This is a genomic window from Streptomyces sp. NPDC047072, from assembly GCF_040643855.1.
Lineage (GTDB): Bacteria > Actinomycetota > Actinomycetes > Streptomycetales > Streptomycetaceae > Streptomyces.
Window position 1 is genome coordinate 22,134 of the sequence record NZ_JBEYVC010000091.1, and the last position, 18,654, is coordinate 40,787.

Consider the following 18,654-nt stretch of genomic DNA (forward strand, 5'->3'; position numbering starts at 1 on the left):
GGGACAGGTCAGCCGAGGTTGCCCAGGAGGCCCGCCACGTCGAGGGTGCGGTGGGAGAAGCCGGACTCGTTGTCGTACCAGCCGACGACCTTCACCAGGGAGCCCGCGTCGCCGTCACCGTCGAGGACCATGGTGAGCGGGGCGTCGAAGGTGCAGGAGGCGGAGGTGCCGATGATGTCGGTGGAGACCAGCGGGTCCTCGCTGTGGACGAGAAGGCCCTGGAGCGGGCCGCGGGCCGCCTCCGCGTAGGCGGCGTTGACCTCCTCGACCGTGACCCGGCGGCCGAGTTCGACGGTCAGGTCGACGACCGAGCCGTCGATGACGGGCACCCGCATGGTGGTGGGCACGATGTTGTGGGCGGCGGCGCGGGCCCGCCGGAAGTCGCGGTGCGGCGCGTCGTGCAGCCGCTGGTCGCTGGTGTAGGCGTGGGAGGTGTTCATCAGACCGCGGCGCAGGCCGAAGCTCCGGTGCAGCACTTGGGCCAGGGCCTGTCCGGCGGATCATGCCGGCGTCGCGGGGCTGGGCACGCCCGTCTGCCGCGTTGTCGTCTCTCGCCGACTCCCCCACGCTCGAACAACCTCGCGCGGGAGGGACCCCCATCGCGTCGCCGCCCTCCTCCGCCTTGCAGCCAGACGCACCCAGCCCCGCTCACCTGCACCGGTCAGCGCCGTTTCCCGCAGCCGGCCTGACCCGCCGGACAGACCCTGGCGGTGCGGCGCAGTTGGTGGTGCAGGAGGCGTTCGAGGCGATCCGGTGCTCGGCGGTCAGCTCGTCGTCGTTGATGCCGTGGACCACGGTGAGGTCGACCCCCTTGGCCGGGGCCGAGATCAGTACGCGCCGCGCGCCCGCGTCCAGATGGGCCCGGGCGGACTCGCCGTCGGTGAAGACGCCGGTCGACCCGACCACGATGTCGACGTCCAGGCCGGCGGCTCCCGCTCCCGCAGGGCGGGGATCCCGCGGTCGCCGATCACGAGGTGGCCGTCGTCGGCCGTGACCGGCTCCTCCAGCCGTCCGTGTACCGAGTCGAAGCGCAGCAGTCCGGGATTGGTCAGGTCGTTGACGGCCACGATCTCGATGTCCGGGCGGGTCAGCGCGATACGGGCGACGGTGCGTCCGATGCGACCGAATCCGTTGATGGCGAGGCGCGTTGCCATGGTGTCGGAATCTCCTCGGTGTAGTGCGAATGTACCGGGAACGAGTGCGTACGGAGCTGCCCTCGGGCAGCCTAGGGCCATTCCCTCGCCAGATGACGCGAGAGGCGCTGTCCGCTACCGGACAGTCCGCTAGCGGGCGTTGAACCGCTCGTTCCTCTTGTTTAGCGTTGCGCTGTCTCCGAATTCCGTGGCATTTCCATGAGAACTCAAGTGCGGGGGAACCTTCCGTGGAATCCGTCTCGATCGTGGAACAGCTGGACCGCGTCACACGGGACGCGCCGGACGCGCCGGCCGTCTCGGACGCCGCGGAAACCCTGACGTATGCCCGCCTGTGGGCCCGTATCCGGGCCATGGCCGGACTCCTGCGCGCGAGCGGGAGCACACCGGGCGCACCGGTCGGCGTGTGCATGGCGCCGACGGCCTCCCGACTGGCGGCGCTGCTGGGCACGATGGCGGCCGGATCGCCGTACGTCCCGATCGACCCGCACTTCCCGGACGACCGGATCCGCGCCGTCGTCGAAGGTTCCGGGGTCGGGCGGATCCTCGTGGACGAGAGCACCGCGGGGCGGTTCGCGGCGCTGCCGTACCGGACGGCGGACGCGAGCGCCTGGCCGTCGTACGACGGAACAGGGCCGAACGACCTTCGCCCGCCCGGGAGTTCCGACCTCGCCTACGTCATCCACACCTCCGGCTCCACGGGCGCCCCCAAGGGCGTCGGGGTGGAGCACGGCAGCGTCAGCCGGCTCTTCGACGCGCTGGACGAGGTGATCCCCCAGCTCCCGGACCGCTCCGCGCAGCGCTGGCTGGCGGCGGCGAACTTCTGCTTCGACATGTCGATCGTGGACCTGTACTGGCCGCTCACCCGGGGCATCCCCCTCGTGCTCGCCGACATCGACTCCCTCGCCGGGCGCTCCGCCGAGGGCGCCGAGTTCCTGACCGGGCAGCTCGCGAGCGGCCGGGTCACGCACTTCCAGTCGACGCCCTCCCTGGTGCAGCTGATGCTGCGCGACCCCACCCTCGCCACCGCCGTGCGCGGCCTCCATGTGCTGGTCATGGGCGGCGAGATCGTCCAGCCCGAGCTGGTCGCCCAACTGCGCCCCATTCCCCATGTGTTCAACGGCTACGGCCCCACCGAGACCACCGTCTACACCACGCTGCACCCCTGCACGGCGGCCGACGCGAACGCCGGGCAGGTGCCCATCGGCCGGGCGCTGCGCGGTGTGGAGCTGCGGGTCGTCGGCGAGGACGGGCGCGAGCGGCCGTACGGCGAACTCGGTGAACTCCTCATCGGCGGCACGGGGTTGGCCCGCGGGTACCTGGGTGACGCGGAGCTCACGGCCCGGAAGTTCCCGGTGCTGGGCGAGGGCGCGGACCGGCGGCGCTGGTACCGCACCGGGGACCTGGTCACGCTCGGCGCGGACGGCACCGTGCGCTACCGGGGGCGCGTCGACAGCCAGGTCAAGGTCCGTGGCTACCGGGTCGAGCTGGGCGAGATCGAGACGGCGATCCGCGCGGTCCCCGGTGTCGAGGAGGCCGCGGTGTTCCCGGTGCGGGACGACAGCGGCCGGGTGGTCCGGCTGACCGCGGCGGCGAAGGCCACGGCGGCGAAGGCCACGGCGGCCGCGGTGACCGGGGACGACGTCCTCGCCCGGATCGGCCGGGTGCTCCCGCCGTACGCGGTGCCGCAGTCGGTGACCGTCCTCGCGGAACTCCCCCTGGGCCACACCGGGAAGCTCGACCGCAAGGCCCTGGAGCGGCTGCTGACCGAGCGGCCGGCGGCGCCCGTGCCCGCGCCCCGGGCGCCCCTGGGCGAGGTGGAGCGGGCCGTCGCCGAGGCCTGGGACGCGGTCCTGGACGACGACGTGAGCGCCGACACCGGCGCCAACTTCTTCGACCTGGGCGGCAATTCGCTGCTGCTCGGCTCCGTTCTGACCCGGCTGCGCCGGCGCTTCCCCGACGCCCGGCTGGGGCTCGTGGAGATGTACCGCTACCCCACGGTGCCCGCCCTCGCCGCGCGCATCCGCACCGGGCCGACGTCCGGGACGCGGCCCTCCCGGCAGGGGGCGCGCCGATCCGCCCCGCTGAGCACGGCCGACCGGAGGCGACTGGCCCGGCGCGGCGAATAACCGCGCGGAATTCCGCTCTCTTTTCACGCTGTTCGCCGACCGCATTCACCGTACGTATTTCCGCGCACCGGCAGGGAAGGCAAGGGCCCGGCAGTGAACCATCGCGCATTACGCGACGTGAACGAACACGACCAGCAGAGCATCGCCGTCATCGGCCTGGGCTGTCGTTTTCCGGGCGCGGAATCCCCGGCGCGGTTCTGGTCGAACCTCGTCGCCGGGGTCGAGTCGGTGCAGGTCGAGGGAAGCACCCCCGACGGCTGGCTGCGCGCCCGGTCGGTCCTGGAGGGAATCGAGGAATTCGACGCCGGGTTCTTCGGCTACAGCCCCCGCGAGGCCGCCCTGCTCGACCCGCAGCACCGGCTCTTCCTGGAGGTCTGCTGGGAGGCCCTGGAGGACGGCGGCGCGGCCGGGCGACGGCGCACCTCCGGCATCGGGGTGTACGGCGGCAGCGGCACCAGCCTCTATCTGATGCACCACCTCAGCGGCCAGACCGGCAAGGCCCTCCCCAACTACCTCGACTCCAGCGAGGACCTGCGCCTCGCGATGGCCGCCGAACGCGACTACCTGACCAGCCGCGTCTCCTACAAGCTCGACCTGGACGGGCCCAGCGTCAACGTGCAGGCCGCCTGCGCCACCTCGCTCTACGCGCTCCACCTGGCCTGCCAGGCGCTGCTGGCCGGCGAGTGCGACCTGGCGCTGGCCGGCGGGGCGCATGTCCCGGTGCCGCAGATCGACGGCTACCGGCCCGAGCCCGGCCTGGTGATGTCGCAGGACGGGCACTGCCGTTCCTTCGACGCCGGCGCCACCGGCACCGTCTTCGGCAGCGGCGTCGGCGCGGTCCTGCTCAAGCCCCTGGTCCGGGCGCTGGCCGACGGCGACCGGGTGTACGCGGTCGTGCGGGGCACCGCGGTCAACAACGACGGGGCGGGCAAGCCCGGTTTCAGCGCCCCGAGCGTGTCCGGTCAGGCCGCGGTCGTCCGCCAGGCGCTGGCCGCCGCCGACGTCGACCCCGCGACGGTCGGCTACGTGGAGGCGCACGGCACCGCGACGCCGACCGGTGACCCCATCGAGGTCGAGGCGCTCACCGAGGCCTTCGAGGGCGTGGCCCCGCGGTCCTGCGCGCTGGGCTCGGTGAAGACCAACATCGGGCATCTGAGCTGGGCCGGCGGCATCGCCGGGGTCATCAAGACGGCCCTCGCCCTGTGGCATCGCAGGATCCCGGCCTCACTGCACTTCCGTACGCCCAACCCGGCGATCGACTTCGCCGGTTCACCGTTCTACGTCCAGACCGAGACCGCCGACTGGCCGCGGGGCGTCAGTCCGCGCCGCGCGGGGGTCAGCGCCTTCGGGCTCGGTGGCACCAACGCGCACGTGGTCCTCGAAGAGGCTCCCGCCTCCGCACCCGTACCGGAGCGGCCCGAGGGCCCGCAGGTGCTCGCGCTGTCCGGCCGCAGCGAGCCCGCCCTGCGGGAACTGGCCTCCCGGGTCGGTGCGGCCCTGCTGGCCGAGGAGGCGCCCGAGCCCGTGGACGCCGCGTACAGCCTCGGCACCGGACGCCGTCACTTCGCCCACCGGGCGGCGGTCGTCGCCCCGGACCGCAAGACCCTCGCCACGCTGCTGGGCGCGGTGGCGGACGGCCACGAGGACGCGGCCGACCGCTTCGAGGGCGAGATCGGCCTCGCCACCGGGAAGGCGCCGAGCGCGCGGCCCCGGCTGACGATGCTCTTCTCGGGGCAGGGCGGCGAGTATCTGGAGGCCGGCCGGGACCTGTACCGGCACGAGCCGGTCTTCCGGGAGTTCCTCGACGCCGCCGGCCCGGAGTTCGAGCGGTACACCGGGCACGGGCTCACGGAGTTCCTGTACCAGGACCCCGCCCGCCGGGGCATGCCGCTCACCGACATCCGGCTGGCCCAGCCGGTCGTGTACACGCTCCAGGTCGCGCTGGCACGGCTGTGGGAGCACTGGGGCCTCACCGCGGACACCCTCGTCGGACACAGCCTGGGCGAGTACGCGGCCGCGCACCACGCCGGGGTGTTCGACTTCGGCACCGGGCTGTACCTCGTGAGCGAGCGCGCCCGGCTCCTCGGGACGCTGCCCGAGTCGGGCGCCATGGCCGCCGTCTTCACCGGCGCGGACGAGGTGCGCGAACTCCTCGCCGGACAGGACGAGATCGGCATCGCGGCGCTCAACGCCCCGGGCCGTACGGTGATTTCGGGCGACGGCCGGGCGCTGGAGCGGGTGCTCGCCGAGGCCGAGCGACGCGGCCTGGGCTGCCGGCGGCTGCGCATCGGCCGCGCCGCGCACTCCGCGCAGCTCGATCCCGTCCTCGACGACTACACCGCCGTACTGGAATCCGTCGAACTGCGCCCGCCCACCCGCACGTTGGTGTCGACGCTGACCGGCGTGGAGGAGGGGGCGCGGCTCGCGACCGCCATGTACTGGCGGCGGCAGCTGCGGGAACCGGTGCGGTTCCACGACGCCGTCCGGGCGGCGGCCACCGGCTCCGACGTCTTCCTGGAGATCGGGCTCTCCAACACCCTCACCGGTCTCGTGCCGCTGGTGCTCGACGACGGCGGCCTCAGCGAACCGGCCTGCCTGGAGACGCTGCGCTGGGAGCGGGACGACCTCGCCTCCACCCGGCTCGCGCTGGCCGGCGCGTACACGGCCGGCCTCGACGTGGACTGGGCGGCGGTGTCACCGGGCGGCCGCACGGTCTCGCTGCCCACCTACCCCTTCCAGCGTCGCCGCCACTGGGTCGCGCCGGCCGTCGCGGGCACCGCGGACCGCGTGGACAGCGACACGATGGGCGCCCTGGACGCCGTACCGCAGCGGGAGGGCACGGGGCACTCGGTGGTCGTGTGGACCGACGCGGAGCCGGACACACCACGGGCCGTGGAACGCTGCCTGCTGCTCGCGCCGACGGCCGCGTCGGCCACCGAACTGACCGGGGAGCTGAGCCGGCTCGGCGTGGGGGTACGGGTGCATGTGCTCGGCGAGGGCGAGGGCGCGGGTGAGGGCCCGGGTGAGGCCGAGGGCGTGGGTGCAAACCCCGACCCCGACCCCGCCGTCTCCTCCCTCGCCCAAGCCCTCCTGGACCACCGCCCGGACCTGCTGCTCAACGCCGTACCGGCCCTGAGCAGCCGCCGCACCGCCCTCGCCGGACTCCCCCACACCACCGGCTCCGTCGCCGACGACGTGGCCGCCGCCGGAGGGATCGCGACCCTGCGGGCCGTACAGGCGGCCTCCGCGGCCAACCTGCCCGGACTCACCCTGTGCACGGTCACCTCCGGCGCCCACCGGGTGCTGGACTCCGACGACGTGCTGCCCGAGCAGGGCGCGGTGACCGGCATCGCGCGTACGGCCCGTACCGAGTTCCCGACCATGCGCCACCTCCTCGTCGACCTGGGCGCCGCCGACACCCGGCAGCGCTGGCCCCGGGCGGCGGCCCGGCTCGCCGCGACGGCGGCCGCGCCGCCCGCCACGGACGCCGAACTGGCCCTGCGCGGCGAGCGGTTGCTGCTGCCCCGGCTGCGCCCCGCCGCACCCCCCGAGGCGGGACCGCGGGTCCGGGTCGGTCCCGAGGGCTGGTACGTCGTCACCGGCGGCCTCTTCGGCGTCGGCCTGGAGTGCGCGCACGCCCTGCTCGAACTCGGCGCCCGGCGCCTGGTGTTGTGCGGCCGCCGCGCGCCCGACGAGGAGAGCACCGAGCGGCTGGACCGGCTGCGCCGGCGGTACGGCGCGCAGATCCGCACGGAACATCTGGACGTCACCCGACAGGACCAGGTGGAACGGCTGTTCACCACCTACAGCGCCGAAGACTCAGTGATCCGCGGTGTGGTGCACGCGGCCGGCCTGGTCGACGACGCCATCCTCGACCGCACGGACTGGGACCGGATGACCCGGGTGCTGGGTCCGAAGGCGCAGGGCGCCTGGAACCTCCATCGCAGCGCCGCCGCGCACGCCCCCGACCTCGACCTGTTCGTCCTCACCTCGTCCTACGGCGGCCTGTTCGGCAACCCCGGACAGGCCGGACACGCCGCCGCCTGCACCTTCCTCGACGCCCTGGCGGGCCACCGCCGCGCCCTCGGGCTGGCCGGGCTCTCCCTCGACCTGGGCTCCTGGTCGGACGTCGGCATCCTGGCCGGGAACGAGGAGTTCCTGAGCGGGCTGGAACGGCAGGGCATCGGCACCATCTCCGCCGACGAGGGCCGTACCGCCGTACGGACTGCGATCGAGGGCTGGCCCTCCGGACAGGTCGCCGTACTGCCCACCCGCTGGGACCGGCTGGACCCCGAGCACCATCTGGCGTCGAACCCCGTGCTCGCCGGAGTGAGGACGGGTGGTGGTCCGCGGGACGAGACGGACCCCGCCGGCCCCGCGGGCCCGGACGACGTCCTCGCCGTCTGCCGGCAGGTGGTCTCCCGGGTGCTCGGCTACGGCGACGAGGAGCTGGCCGGGCTGGACCTGACCGAGGCGGGCATGGACTCCCTCAACGCGCTCACCATCCGCAACAGGCTCCAGCGGCTGCTGGCGGTGCCGCTGCCGGCGTCGATCTGCTTCGACCGGCCCAGCCTCGCCGAACTCGCCGCCGACGTGGAGAAGCGCATGACGGAGGCAGGTCACCGTGACTGACCCGGAATGGGAGCACATCACCGGCACGGCGGCCGGGGAATTCCGTCCGCTGGCCGAGCGGTTCGAGCGCCTGCACCGCGAAGGCGCCGACTCGGGCGCCGAGTTGTGCGTGTACGTGCACGGCGAGGAGCGGGTCGCGCTGCGCTCCCGGGGGCAGCGGCCGGACCGGCTGCAGAACGTCCGCTCGGTCAGCAAGGCGCTGCTGTCGATCGTCACGCACATCCTGCACGAGCGCGGCGACCTCGACCTCGACGCCCCGATGGCCGACGTCTGGCCGGCCTTCGCCGCCGAGGGCAAGGGCTCCCTCACCCTGGCCACCTTCCTCAGCCACCAGGCCGGGCTGATCGGCGTCGACCTTCCGCTCACCGTCGACGACGTCCTCGACTGGCACCCGGCCGTCGAGGCGCTCGCCGCCCAGCGCCCCTACTGGGAGCCCGGCACCGACCACGGCTACCACGACCTGACCTTCGGCTGGGGCGTGGGCGAGTACCTGCGACGGGCCACCGGGAAGTCGGTGGACGAGCTCTTCGAGACGGAGCTGCGCAAACCGCTGAACGCCGAAGTCCGCATCGGCATCGACGACTTCAGCCGCCTCGTGCCCTTCCAGGAGTCCGGCCCGGCGGGTTCCGGCACCGCGGCCGAGATCCTCCATCTCCTCGGCGACCGCTCCTCCCTGCTCAGCCGCAGCCAGATGAACCCCAACCTCCTCAACGCGGAGAAGTCCCTGCGCTACCTCGCCGCCGAGATCCCCGGCTGCAACGCCGTCTCCTCCGCCCGGCCGCTCGCCAGGATCCTCGCCGCGACCCTCGGCCCGGTGGACGGCGTACGCCTGTGGAACGAGGACACCCTGCGGCGGGCCTCCCGGCTGCGGCGGCGGGGTACCGACCGGGTCTTCGCCCGGGAACGCGCCTACGCGCAGGGCTTCATGCTCCCCGACCGCTATCTGCCCCAGGCCGGCCCGGACGTGGCCTCCTTCGGCCACTACGGGCAGGACTGCGCACTGGTCTTCGCCGTGCCCGAGGACGGCCTGGCCTTCGCCTACACCTCCACGCAGCTCAACCACCGGCTCGACCAGTACACGAAGACCGACGACCGCGCGGCCCTGCTCGGCCGGGCCGCCGTCGCGGCCGTACGGCAGACGATCGGAGACCCCCAATGACCGACGCGCTCCTCGCCGAAAGCCCGCGCCTGAAGGGCATTCTCGACCGGCTGAGCTCGATGTCGATCGAGGACTACTACAACCCGTACAAGATGTTCGAGTGGCCGGACACGCTGCCCCAGCGGATGTGGTGGATGAGTCCCGAGCTGACCACGACGTACGGCACCGAGGTCGCCGAGGAGCTGACCGAGGACCAGCTGTACGCGCTCTCCAAGTACGAGAGCGTCAACTTCTACAGCCTCAACGTGCACGGCATACGGGAACTCCTCATCGAGGTCACCCACCGGATCCACACCGACGACTTCGCCCAGGCCTCGGAGTTCTTCCACCACTTCATCGGCGAGGAGAACGAACACATGTGGTTCTTCGCCGAGTTCTGCCAGCGCTACGGCGGGAAGATCTACAAACAGCTGAGGGGCGGTGCCGAGACCGTGCCGCCGGGCGACGCGGCGAGCCTGCTGGTCTTCGCGCGGATCCTGGTCTTCGAGGAGCTGGTCGACCACTTCAACCTGCGGATGGGCGCCGACGAGCGGCTGCACGAGACGATCCGGGGCATCAACCGCATCCACCACCAGGACGAGTCCCGGCACATCGCCTTCGGCCGGGAACTGGTCAAGGTGCTCTTCGAGAGCTTCGCCGCCCGGGCCACACAGGACGAACTGACGCAGGTCAGCGACTACTTGAAGCGGTATCTGACCTACAGCTTCGAGACGCTCTACAACCCGCAGGTCTACAAGGACGCCGGGATCGCCAAGCCGCTGGAGATCCGGCGGCGGCTCCTGGAGGGGCCGCGGCGGCGGGAGTTCGAGGCACAGGTGTTCCGCAAGACGCTGCCGTATCTGACGAAGCTCGGCCTCGTCCAGGACGGAGTCGCGGCGTGAGCGGCCGCAGCCGTGTCGACGGCGGACTCGCCCTCCTCGGCCCGCAGGACACGGCACTCCTACGGCTCCTCGACGACACCTTCCGCGACTGGGGAGTCCAGGCCGGCGCCGGGGAGATCTCCGCGCCCCCGCTCTACCCGGTGGACGCGCTGGCCCACCTGGACGTGTACGTGAACTTCCCCCATCTCGCCCTCGTCGCGGGCGGGTTGACCACCCCCACCGACGGCCCCGCGCAGGGCCGGTTCACGACCGGACAGACCGCCGACGCCCACCTGGGCCTGTCCACCGCCACCTGCTTCGGCGCCTACCTCCTCCTCCAGGACACCCGGGTGGCGCCCGACACCCTGCTCACCCTCGTCAACCGCTGCTTCCGCAAGGAGGACCACTTCGACGGACTGCGCCGGCTGCTCAGCTTCCAGATGCGGGAGATCGTCGCGATCGGCACCCAGGCCCACACGAAGGCCGTGATCGCGCGATTCCGGGAGCGCGTCGAGGAGTTCCTCACGCTGCTCGCCCTCGATGTCCGCGTGGAGGCCGCCACCGACCCGTTCTTCGAGGCCGGCGGCGTCCGCGCGCTGCTGCAGAAGATGGAGCCGGTGAAGTACGAGTTCCAGGTCGACGGCCTCGCCATCGCCTCGGTCAACACCCACCGCAACTTCTTCGGCGAACGCTGCCGGATCACCGTCGGGGACGACGGCGCCACGGCGTTCACCGGCTGCGTCGCCTTCGGCCTGGAGCGCTGGCTGGCCGTCCTCCTCGACCACTACGGCACCGCCGAGAAGGCCCGTACCGCCGTCGACCAGGCACTCCGTGAACTCGGCCCCGGGTAGCGCGCCGCGGATCGCGGTGGACCTGGTGCTGCTCTCCCGCGCCGAGGAACTGCTGCGACCCGACCGCCGCCCGGTACTGGCCCGCATGCTGCTGCCGGAGGAGACCGACGCCTGCACCCGGGGCGGCGTGCTCGACGCCAGCGCGGTGGCCGGGGTACTCGCGGTCAAGGAGGCCGTCTTCAAGCTCTTCCACGTACGCGACCGGCCGCTGCCCTGGCTCTCCATCCAGGTGGCCGGCGGGGCGGGCACCTGGCCCGTCGTCCATCTGAACGGGGCGGCCGCGCAGTTGGCCGAGGCCGCCCGGCTCAAGTCCGGGATATCGGTCAGCCTGGCCCACGACGGCGCGTACGCCGTGGCGGTCGCGGCGGCCGTGCACACCACCGAAGGGACCCCATCGTGACCACCACCCAGCCGCAGACGACCGGGATCGACACCATCCGGCAGTGGATCCTCGCCAAGCACGAGGACCGCACCGACATAGCCCCCGACGAGGACCTCATAGAGAAGCGCCTCGTCGACTCCCTCTCCTTCGTCGAGTTCGTCTTCCTGATCGAGGAGACCAGCGGCCAGGAGATCGACATGGACAACCTCGACCTGGGCGAGGTGCGCACCCTGGCCGCCATCGAGAAGCGCTTCCTGTCCGCCTGAGCCACCCGCTCACCCGCGTCCGAAAGGGAAGACCCCCGCGTGGAAGACATCTCCTACACCGCCCAGTGGACCGCGGCCGCCCGCGCCTTGGAGGGCGACCGCGGCGACGGACTGTTCACCGACCCGTACGCGCGGGCCCTCGCCGAGCCCCGCGGCTTCGAACTGCTGGAACGTCACCAGGGCGCCGCCGTCGGCGACTTCATCGCCGTACGCACCCGCTACATGGACGACGCCATAGGCAGAGTCCTCCAAGAGACCGGCATACGGCAGACCGTGCTGCTGGCCGCCGGCATGGACGTACGCACGCACCGGCTCGACTGGCCCCGGGACGCGGTCGTCTACGACGTCGACCACGGCGCGCTGCTCGCCGAGAAGGAGCGCCGGCTGCGGCGGCTCGGGGCCGAGCCGAGGGTGCCGACGGTACCGGTCGCCGCGGACCTGGCCGGGGACTGGCCGACGGCGCTGAAGTCCGCCGGGTTCGACCCCGCCGAGCGCACCCTGTGGGTGGCCGAGGGCCTGGTCTTCTTCCTCACCGAGGAACAGGTCGGGTGGCTGCTGGAGACGGTCGCCGGGGCCGCCCCGGCGGGCAGCCGCCTCGTCGTCGACATGACCAGCGCGACGCTGCTGCGGCATCCGATGACCCAGCCGTTCCTGCGCTCCCTGCGCGAGGAGGGCACGCCCTGGCAGTTCGGCACCGACGACCCGGAGGACTTCCTGGCCGGGCACGGCTGGCGGGTGGAGGACCTGAAACAGCCCGGCGAACCGGGCGCGGGCGAGGGCCGCTGGCCGTACCCCGTCGCCCCGCGCGCCACCCGCGGCGTACCGCGGAACTGGCTGATCAGCGCCGCAACGACGGCGTGAAGCGATCCCGAAGGAACTCATGAGATGAACGAGGCTGAGATGAACGAGGCACAGTGAGCGAGAACGACGAGACCGTGACGCCGGACGGCGGGGCGACGGCCGCCGAGAGCACGACGGGCGTCCCCTGGCGCACGCAGACCGCGATCCTGGCGCTCGGCGCCTTCGTGGTCGGCACCGACGGGTTCATCATCGTCGGGCTGCTGCCCGAGATCCGCTCGACGCTGCACGTCAGCACGGGCGCGGCGGGCCAGATGGTGAGCCTGTTCTCCCTCGCCTACGCGCTGCTGGGCCCGGTGCTCGCCGCGTTCACCGGGAAGTGGTCCCGGCGCCGGGTGCTGGTGGCCGGCGTGGTGCTGCTCGCGGCGGGCAACGCGGTGACCGCCTCGGCGGGGGACTTCGGCCTGGTGCTGGCCTCCCGGGTGCTGGCGGGCGCGGGCGCCTCGATGTTCATGGCGAGCGCCGTGGCGACGGCCGCGTATCTGTCCGGGGAGGCACGGCGGGGCCGGGCCATCGCCATGGTGACCGCCGGGGCGACCCTCGCGCTGGTGCTGGGCGCGCCGCTGGGCACCCTGATCGGCGGCGCCTGGGGCTGGCAGGCGGCGATCTGGTTCGTCGCCGCGATCGCCGCCGTGGTGGCCGCCGTGCTCGCCGTCCTGCTGCCGCCGGTACACCTGGCCTCCGGCGCCTCGCTGCGGGAGCGGCTCGCGCCGCTGACCGACGGCCGGGTGCTGCGGGTCCTGGTCGTCACCCTGCTCGCGTTCGTCGCGGTCTTCCTGCCCTTCACCTATATGAGCGCGGTCTTCGCGCCGGCCGTCGACGGCGAGCAGTCCCGCCTCGCGCTGCTGCTGCTGGTCTTCGGTGCCGCCGCCACCTGCGGCAACCTGGGCGCCGGCCACCTCGCCGACCGCTACGACCCGCGGCGCGTCGTCATCGGCGCGACCCTCGGGATCGCCGCGGTGTTCCTGGTGATGCTGCCGATCCGCGAGAACTTCGTCCTCGTAGCCATCGCTACGGCGTTCAGCGGCGTCGTCTCCTACTCGGTGATCGGCCCGCAGCAGCACCGCATCATCGCCTACGCCTCGCCCGGCGGCGCCCCGCTGGTGACCTCCCTCAACACCTCCGCCGCCTACCTGGGCAACTTCCTCTCCAGCGCGCTCGGCGCGGCGATCCTCACCCGCTCCGCGGCTCTGGTGCTGCCGGTCGCCGCGGCCTTCGCCGCCGTCGCCTCGCTGCTCACCTGGTGGCTCTCCCGCGGCCGTACCCCGACAGAACAGGACACCACCGCATGGTCAGCATGACGCGGTACAGCGTCGACGTCGCCGGCATACCGGTCGGCTACTACAAGGAGGGCCGGGGCCCCGCGCTCGCCCTCGTCCACGGCGGCACCGGGCACCCGGAGACCAGCTTCGCCGGCCTGTTGGAGGACTTCACGGCGCAGCGGACGGTGATCGTGCCCGGTTACTCGGGCAGCGACCTGACCCCGCTGCCCGAGGGCGGCACCGACGCGATCGACGTGGACCTGCTGGCCGACCAGGTGCTGGGCGCGATCCGGGACGCGGGCGACGGTCCGGCGGACCTCTTCGGCATCTCCACCGGCGCCGTCGTCGCCGCGGCGGCGGCCGCCCGGGCGCCCGAACTGGTCCGCCGGACCGTCCTGTTGGGCGGCTTCACGCACTACCGCCAACCCTGGCAACGCCTCCTGGTCCGGGTCTGGCGCCGCCTCGCCGAACTCGACGCCAACGCCTTCGCCGAGTACACGCTGCTGCACGTCCTCTCGGACGCCCACCTGGACGCCATGACCGCCCGCGAACGCCTCGCCCTGCGCGCAGGGCTGGCCCCGACCGAGGGCATGGTCGCCCTGATCGACTTCGTCGCCAAGGTCGACATCACCGAACACGTCGCGAAGATCAGGTCCCCCACCCTGATCATCGCGATGAAACACGACCAACTGGTCCCGGTCCGCTACGCCCGCCAGTTCCACGCGGCGATCCCCGGCAGCGAGTACGTGGAGATCGACTCCGGCCACGCGGCGGCGGTCGAGAAACCGGCCGAACTCCGGAAGATCATCGAGGAGTTCCTCGCGTGAGGTCCCGGAAGCGCGCGTGTCAACTCATCGGCATCACGCGGGCGATGACGATCGAGGTACCGGTGCTGCCGGCGGCCGCGTAGGCGGCGCTGCCGTCCGCGTACGCCTTGAAGGACAGGTACGCGTGGTCGGGCACGTCGATCGTGAACTGGCCGCCCACGGTGGAACCCGTACCGGAGTCGTACACCTGCGCGGCCATCTTCGAGCCCGACGCCCAGGCCAGCAGCATCCGGCCGCCGTAGGTGACCAGATGCGGATGAGCGGCGGCGGCCGAGGTGGTGACGGTCCTGTCGGAGGCACCGGTGCTGAAGTGGTCCAGCCGCGCCTTGCCGCCCTGACTCCACCCGACCCAGTACCCGGCGTCGCTCGACAGGACGATGTCACCGCCGAACAGGGTGCCGTCACAGGTACCCGAGGCCACCGTCCGGTAGTCGGGCGCCTGCGCTATCCGGCAGTTGTTGTCGGTGGCGCAGACCATCACGAAATGACCGGTCCGCGGATCCCAGACGCTGTGGGTGTCCCAGCTGTGGCTGCACCCGAGTTCGAAACTGTCGTGCCCGGACAGCAGGGCCCCGGTCGGGCCGACCACCTGCATCCGGTCGCCTTCGTGGATGTCGACGCAGTCGCCGTTCTGCACGGTCACGGCGTCGGAGAAGTACGCCGAGTAGTTCGTGCCGTCGTAGGCGAGCCGGCCGTGGTGCTGGTACCACCAGACGAAGCGGGCCCCGTCGTCGTAGCCGCCCCGGCTGCTGTTCAGGTTCGTGACCTGCTGCTCCCAGACCATGTGTCCGGAGTTGTCGAAGCGGATCATCCACATGGTGTTGCACGGGCTGGAGGTGCCGCCGCACAGCGGACCGGTGTGGCAGTCGCCCTCGCGGGTCAGCAGCAGCACACCGCCGTCGGCGTCGGCCGCGACGTCCTGGAGGTCGATGCCGGTGAAGCTGGTGGGCGTGCCGGTCAGGTGGTCGTCGCAGTCGACGCTGCCCAGGTACACCTTGCCGTCCGTGCCGAGCCAGGCCAGCCAGGAACGTCCGGACGGGGTGGCCGCGATCGCCATGGGCAGCGGCTCGGTGTCGGACTGGCCTCCGTAGCCGGTCACGGGCACCCCGAGGTCGACCTGCGTCGTCTTCACGACCGGAGACGAACCGGCGGACCGTGGGCAATCGCCCGCGGCGGTCGTCGACGTCGGCGACGCGGACGGTGAGGCGCTGACCTTGGTGGGGCTGGGCGCGGCGCTGCTCGGGGCGGCGGTCGAACTCGTGTCGCCCGAGGTGCTGCCGGTCGGACTGGGGCTCGTACCAGCGGTGGACCTGGGCACCAGCCACGCACGCTGCGCGGTGCAGGGCGACTGCACCAGCGCCGTACCGGCCGCGGTGGCGTCACCGCCGACCGCGACGCACTTGCCGGAGTGCACGGCCACGAGGTTGTATCCCGCGTCCGACCCCGAGCCGACGGCGACCATACGGAACTGCTGGTTGGTACGGCTGTTGCAGGTGTACTGCTTGATGGAAGTGCCGTCGGCCTTCGACCGCCCCGTCACGTCGACGCACCCCTTCGCGTTGAGGGTGCCGATGGTGAAGGTGTCGTCCTTGCCGGAGACCGGCGTGAAGGTGAAGGCCTGCCCGGCACCGCCGGTACACGCGGCGGCGACCAGCGCGCTCCGCATCGTGGTCGCACCGCCCGGCACGTCGGCGCACAGCGCGCTCGACCTGCTGACCAAGGTCGTGGAGAACGCCACCGCCGTGGCGTTCGCGGCCTGGGTGAGCAGCGGCACCGAGACCGCCGTCGCCGAGACCAGCGCCACCGCCCCGGCCACAAGGGCCCATTTCCGTCTGAACAGTTTCAACGCCTGTCTTCTCCCTTGTCCCCCGCCTGGCCGTTGCGGGTGTTCGTGCAGTGGTCGCCACGGACGACGAAGAGGTTGCCGCCGGAAGCGGCCACTCGAAGACGCAGGGATTCACAACACAACGTCGAAGGGCCCCACCGCGAACGGTGGGGCCCTTCGACATCGTGCCCGGTGAGGCACTGGCGGAGGATACGAGATTCGAACTCGTGAGGGGTTGCCCCCAACACGCTTTCCAAGCGTGCGCCCTAGGCCTCTAGGCGAATCCTCCGCCGCAAACAATACAAGACGTTGAGGAGTGCTCGCGAACTCGATCCCGGCCCCTGCCATCGGGTACTGTTTGGGCAGCCCCTCACGCGGCGCTATCTGACTGAACTCCCCCAGGGCCGGAAGGCAGCAAGGGTAGGTCGGCTCTGGCGGGTGCGTGGGGGGCGCTTGTGTTTCCGGGCCGGGTCCCCGTGCGGGGGGCTGGTTGTCAGTGGGCGCCTATAACCTCGTATACGTGTCGTCTCTCGCGCTGTACCGCCGCTATCGCCCGGAGTCGTTCGCCGAGGTCATCGGGCAGGAGCATGTCACCGACCCGTTGCAGCAGGCGCTGCGGAACAACCGGGTCAATCACGCGTACCTGTTCAGCGGGCCGCGCGGCTGCGGCAAGACGACCAGCGCGCGCATCCTGGCGCGGTGTCTGAACTGCGAGCAGGGACCGACGCCCACCCCCTGCGGCACATGCCAGTCCTGCCAGGACCTCGCGCGCAACGGCCCGGGCTCCATCGACGTCATCGAGATCGACGCCGCTTCCCACGGCGGTGTGGACGACGCCCGTGACCTGCGCGAGAAGGCCTTCTTCGGGCCCGCGAGCAGCCGCTACAAGATCTACATCATCGACGAGGCCCACATGGTCACGTCGGCCGGCTTCAACGCGCTCCTCAAGGTCGTCGAGGAGCCCCCGGAGCACCTGAAGTTCATCTTCGCCACCACCGAGCCCGAGAAGGTCATCGGGACGATCCGGTCGCGCACCCACCACTACCCCTTCCGGCTCGTCCCGCCGGGGACCCTGCGGGAGTACCTCGGCGAGGTGTGCGGCAAGGAGGACATCCCTGTCGAGGACGGCGTGCTGCCGCTCGTCGTGCGCGCCGGCGCCGGGTCCGTGCGTGACTCCATGTCCGTCATGGACCAGCTGCTCGCGGGCGCCACGGCCGACGGTGTGACCTACGCCATGGCCACCTCCCTCCTGGGGTACACCGACGGCTCCCTCCTCGACTCCGTCGTCGAGGCCTTCGCCACCGGCGACGGCGCCGCCGCCTTCGAGGTCGTCGACCGGGTCATCGAGGGGGGCAACGACCCCCGCCGCTTCGTCGCCGACCTGCTGGAGCGGCTGCGGGACCTCGTCATCCTCGCCGCCGTGCCCGACGCCGCCGAGAAGGGGCTCATCGACGCCCCCGCCGACGTCATCGAGCGCATGCAGGCCCAGGCCGGCACCTTCGGCGCCGCCGAGCTCAGCCGCGCCGCCGACCTCGTCAACGAAGGCCTCACCGAGATGCGCGGCGCCACCTCGCCCCGCCTCCAGCTGGAACTCATCTGCGCGCGCGTGATGCTCCCCGCCGCCTACGGCGACGAGCGCTCCGTCATGGCCCGCCTGGACCGCATCGAACGCGGCGTGAACTTCTCCGCCGGCGCCGGCGCACCCGCGATGGGGTACGTCCCCGGACCGGAGGCCCACGGCGGGGCGACGGCCGCGGCTCCGGTACCGCCCGGTGGCGGCGCCGCGGCGGCCCGGGCAGCGGTACGGGCGTCCGGCGGACCCGGCGGCGGCCCGGGCGGGCCCGGTGCGGGTGGGCCGGGGGCTGGTGTCCCCGGTGGCGCCGGGGCACCGGGCGCGTTCCCCGGTGGTGGTGTGCCGGGCGGCTTCCCCGGCGGTGGCGTACCGGGCGGGGCAGGTGCCGCGGCGGGTGCCACGGCCGCTCCGGCGGCATCCGCAGGCCCGGGCGCCGGCCCCACCGGTCCGGGGGCACCTGGCGGTTCCCAGGGGTACGGCGGCCCGGGGGCACCCGACGGTTCGGGCGGTCCCGGCGCCACCGGCACCCCTGGCGCCACCGGCACCCCCGCCGGTGCCGGTACCTCCTCCGGTGCCGGTACCTCCTCCGGTTCCGGAACCCCCGTCGGCTCCGGCGCCCCCAACGGCCCGGTCTCCGGCCCTCCCGCTGGCGGTCAGCCCACCGGCGGCCATCCCGACCAACCCCAGCCGACGCCCCAGCAACCTTCCCCTGGCGGCCCCGGCACCCCCGGCGGCCCCGGCACCCCCGCCCCCGGCGCCTGGCCCACCGGCGCCCCCGTCGGCGGCGGGCCCGCGCGCGATCAGCAGGGCCACGTCGTCGGAGTTGTCCGGCTGGTGCAGCGTGCGCAGGAGCAGGTCGCAGACCTCCTCCAGGGGCCG

General features: G+C 72.6%; 14 protein-coding genes, 1 tRNA gene, 1 other RNA gene and 1 pseudogene. 12 read left to right on the forward strand and 5 right to left on the reverse strand.

The genetic code is table 11. From position 1 onward, the window contains the following. Positions 1–8 precede the first annotated feature (8 nt). The 3 genes and pseudogenes from ABZ896_RS31430 to ABZ896_RS31440 form a co-directional block, all read right to left on the reverse strand. Positions 9–485, reverse strand: a pseudogene (locus tag ABZ896_RS31430) (type I glyceraldehyde-3-phosphate dehydrogenase); the annotation flags it as partial. A gap of 163 nt (positions 486–648) precedes the next feature. After that, on the reverse strand, positions 649–906 hold the full coding sequence (locus ABZ896_RS31435; protein ID WP_360936525.1) for a hypothetical protein: 258 nt from the start codon (positions 904–906) through the stop codon (positions 649–651). Next, positions 828–1,154 (reverse strand): glyceraldehyde 3-phosphate dehydrogenase NAD-binding domain-containing protein, encoded by a 327-nt coding sequence (locus ABZ896_RS31440; protein ID WP_360936498.1) that lies wholly within the window; start codon positions 1,152–1,154, stop codon positions 828–830. The genes ABZ896_RS31435 and ABZ896_RS31440 overlap by 79 nt, the downstream gene beginning before the upstream one ends. A 227-nt stretch (positions 1,155–1,381) precedes the next feature. On the opposite strand from ABZ896_RS31440, the gene ABZ896_RS31445 reads away from it, so the two are divergent. The 10 genes from ABZ896_RS31445 (at position 1,382) to ABZ896_RS31490 (ending at position 14,377) form a co-directional block, all read left to right on the forward strand. Then, complete coding sequence (locus ABZ896_RS31445; RefSeq protein WP_360936500.1) at positions 1,382–3,280, forward strand: non-ribosomal peptide synthetase; 1,899 nt, start codon at positions 1,382–1,384, stop codon at positions 3,278–3,280. A gap of 117 nt (positions 3,281–3,397) precedes the next feature. Then, positions 3,398–7,912, forward strand: coding sequence for a type I polyketide synthase (locus ABZ896_RS31450; protein ID WP_360936502.1), 4,515 nt, complete (start codon positions 3,398–3,400; stop codon positions 7,910–7,912). After that, positions 7,905–9,071, forward strand: a complete 1,167-nt coding sequence (locus tag ABZ896_RS31455) for a serine hydrolase domain-containing protein (protein WP_360936504.1) — start codon at positions 7,905–7,907, stop codon at positions 9,069–9,071. The genes ABZ896_RS31450 and ABZ896_RS31455 overlap by 8 nt, the downstream gene beginning before the upstream one ends. Further along, positions 9,068–9,952 carry a diiron oxygenase gene (locus ABZ896_RS31460; protein ID WP_360936506.1) on the forward strand — a complete coding sequence of 295 codons (885 nt, stop codon included), beginning with the start codon at positions 9,068–9,070 and terminating at the stop codon, positions 9,950–9,952. The genes ABZ896_RS31455 and ABZ896_RS31460 overlap by 4 nt, the downstream gene beginning before the upstream one ends. After that, positions 9,949–10,782, forward strand: a complete 834-nt coding sequence (locus tag ABZ896_RS31465) for an aminoacyl--tRNA ligase-related protein (protein WP_360936508.1) — start codon at positions 9,949–9,951, stop codon at positions 10,780–10,782. The genes ABZ896_RS31460 and ABZ896_RS31465 overlap by 4 nt, the downstream gene beginning before the upstream one ends. Then, a complete protein-coding gene (locus ABZ896_RS31470) occupies positions 10,763–11,182 on the forward strand; it encodes a 4'-phosphopantetheinyl transferase superfamily protein (protein ID WP_360936510.1) in 420 nt (139 codons plus the stop codon). Before ABZ896_RS31465 ends, ABZ896_RS31470 begins: the two co-directional genes overlap by 20 nt. Further along, positions 11,179–11,430: a phosphopantetheine-binding protein gene (locus tag ABZ896_RS31475; protein ID WP_360936512.1), complete on the forward strand. Its 252-nt coding sequence runs from the start codon at positions 11,179–11,181 to the stop codon at positions 11,428–11,430. Before ABZ896_RS31470 ends, ABZ896_RS31475 begins: the two co-directional genes overlap by 4 nt. Positions 11,431–11,469: 39 nt before the next feature. Next, positions 11,470–12,291: an SAM-dependent methyltransferase gene (locus tag ABZ896_RS31480; protein ID WP_360936513.1), complete on the forward strand. Its 822-nt coding sequence runs from the start codon at positions 11,470–11,472 to the stop codon at positions 12,289–12,291. Between the two features lie 53 nt (positions 12,292–12,344). Continuing rightward, positions 12,345–13,589, forward strand: a complete 1,245-nt coding sequence (locus ABZ896_RS31485) for an MFS transporter (RefSeq protein ID WP_360936515.1) — start codon at positions 12,345–12,347, stop codon at positions 13,587–13,589. Beyond that, the gene (locus ABZ896_RS31490) at positions 13,577–14,377 is read left to right on the forward strand and encodes an alpha/beta hydrolase (RefSeq protein WP_360936517.1); all 801 of its coding nucleotides are present in this window, start codon (positions 13,577–13,579) and stop codon (positions 14,375–14,377) included. Before ABZ896_RS31485 ends, ABZ896_RS31490 begins: the two co-directional genes overlap by 13 nt. Positions 14,378–14,396: 19 nt before the next feature. Here ABZ896_RS31490 and ABZ896_RS31495 read toward each other — a convergent pair whose 3' ends face one another. Then, the gene (locus tag ABZ896_RS31495; protein ID WP_360936519.1) at positions 14,397–16,223 is read right to left on the reverse strand and encodes an RICIN domain-containing protein; all 1,827 of its coding nucleotides are present in this window, start codon (positions 16,221–16,223) and stop codon (positions 14,397–14,399) included. A gap of 180 nt (positions 16,224–16,403) precedes the next feature. Continuing rightward, positions 16,404–16,491: transfer RNA gene (locus tag ABZ896_RS31500), tRNA-Ser, on the reverse strand. Positions 16,492–16,563: 72 nt separating this feature from the next. Between ABZ896_RS31500 and ffs the strand changes: the two genes are divergently transcribed. Next, positions 16,564–16,662, forward strand: an RNA gene (gene ffs, locus ABZ896_RS31505) — signal recognition particle sRNA small type. Positions 16,663–16,722: 60 nt separating this feature from the next. Continuing rightward, a partial coding sequence (locus tag ABZ896_RS31510) for a DNA polymerase III subunit gamma and tau (RefSeq protein WP_360936521.1) occupies positions 16,723–18,654 on the forward strand: 1,932 nt, incomplete at its 3' end.

What these genes read in the sequence shown, in the direction of transcription:
- ABZ896_RS31440 (WP_360936498.1), bottom strand. Translation starts at nt 1,154, where the DNA reads ATGGCAACGCGCCTCGCCATCAACGGATTCGGTCGCATCGGACGCACC.
- ABZ896_RS31490 (WP_360936517.1), top strand. Translation starts at nt 13,577, where the DNA reads ATGGTCAGCATGACGCGGTACAGCGTCGACGTCGCCGGCATACCGGTC.
- ABZ896_RS31460 (WP_360936506.1), top strand. Translation starts at nt 9,068, where the DNA reads ATGACCGACGCGCTCCTCGCCGAAAGCCCGCGCCTGAAGGGCATTCTC.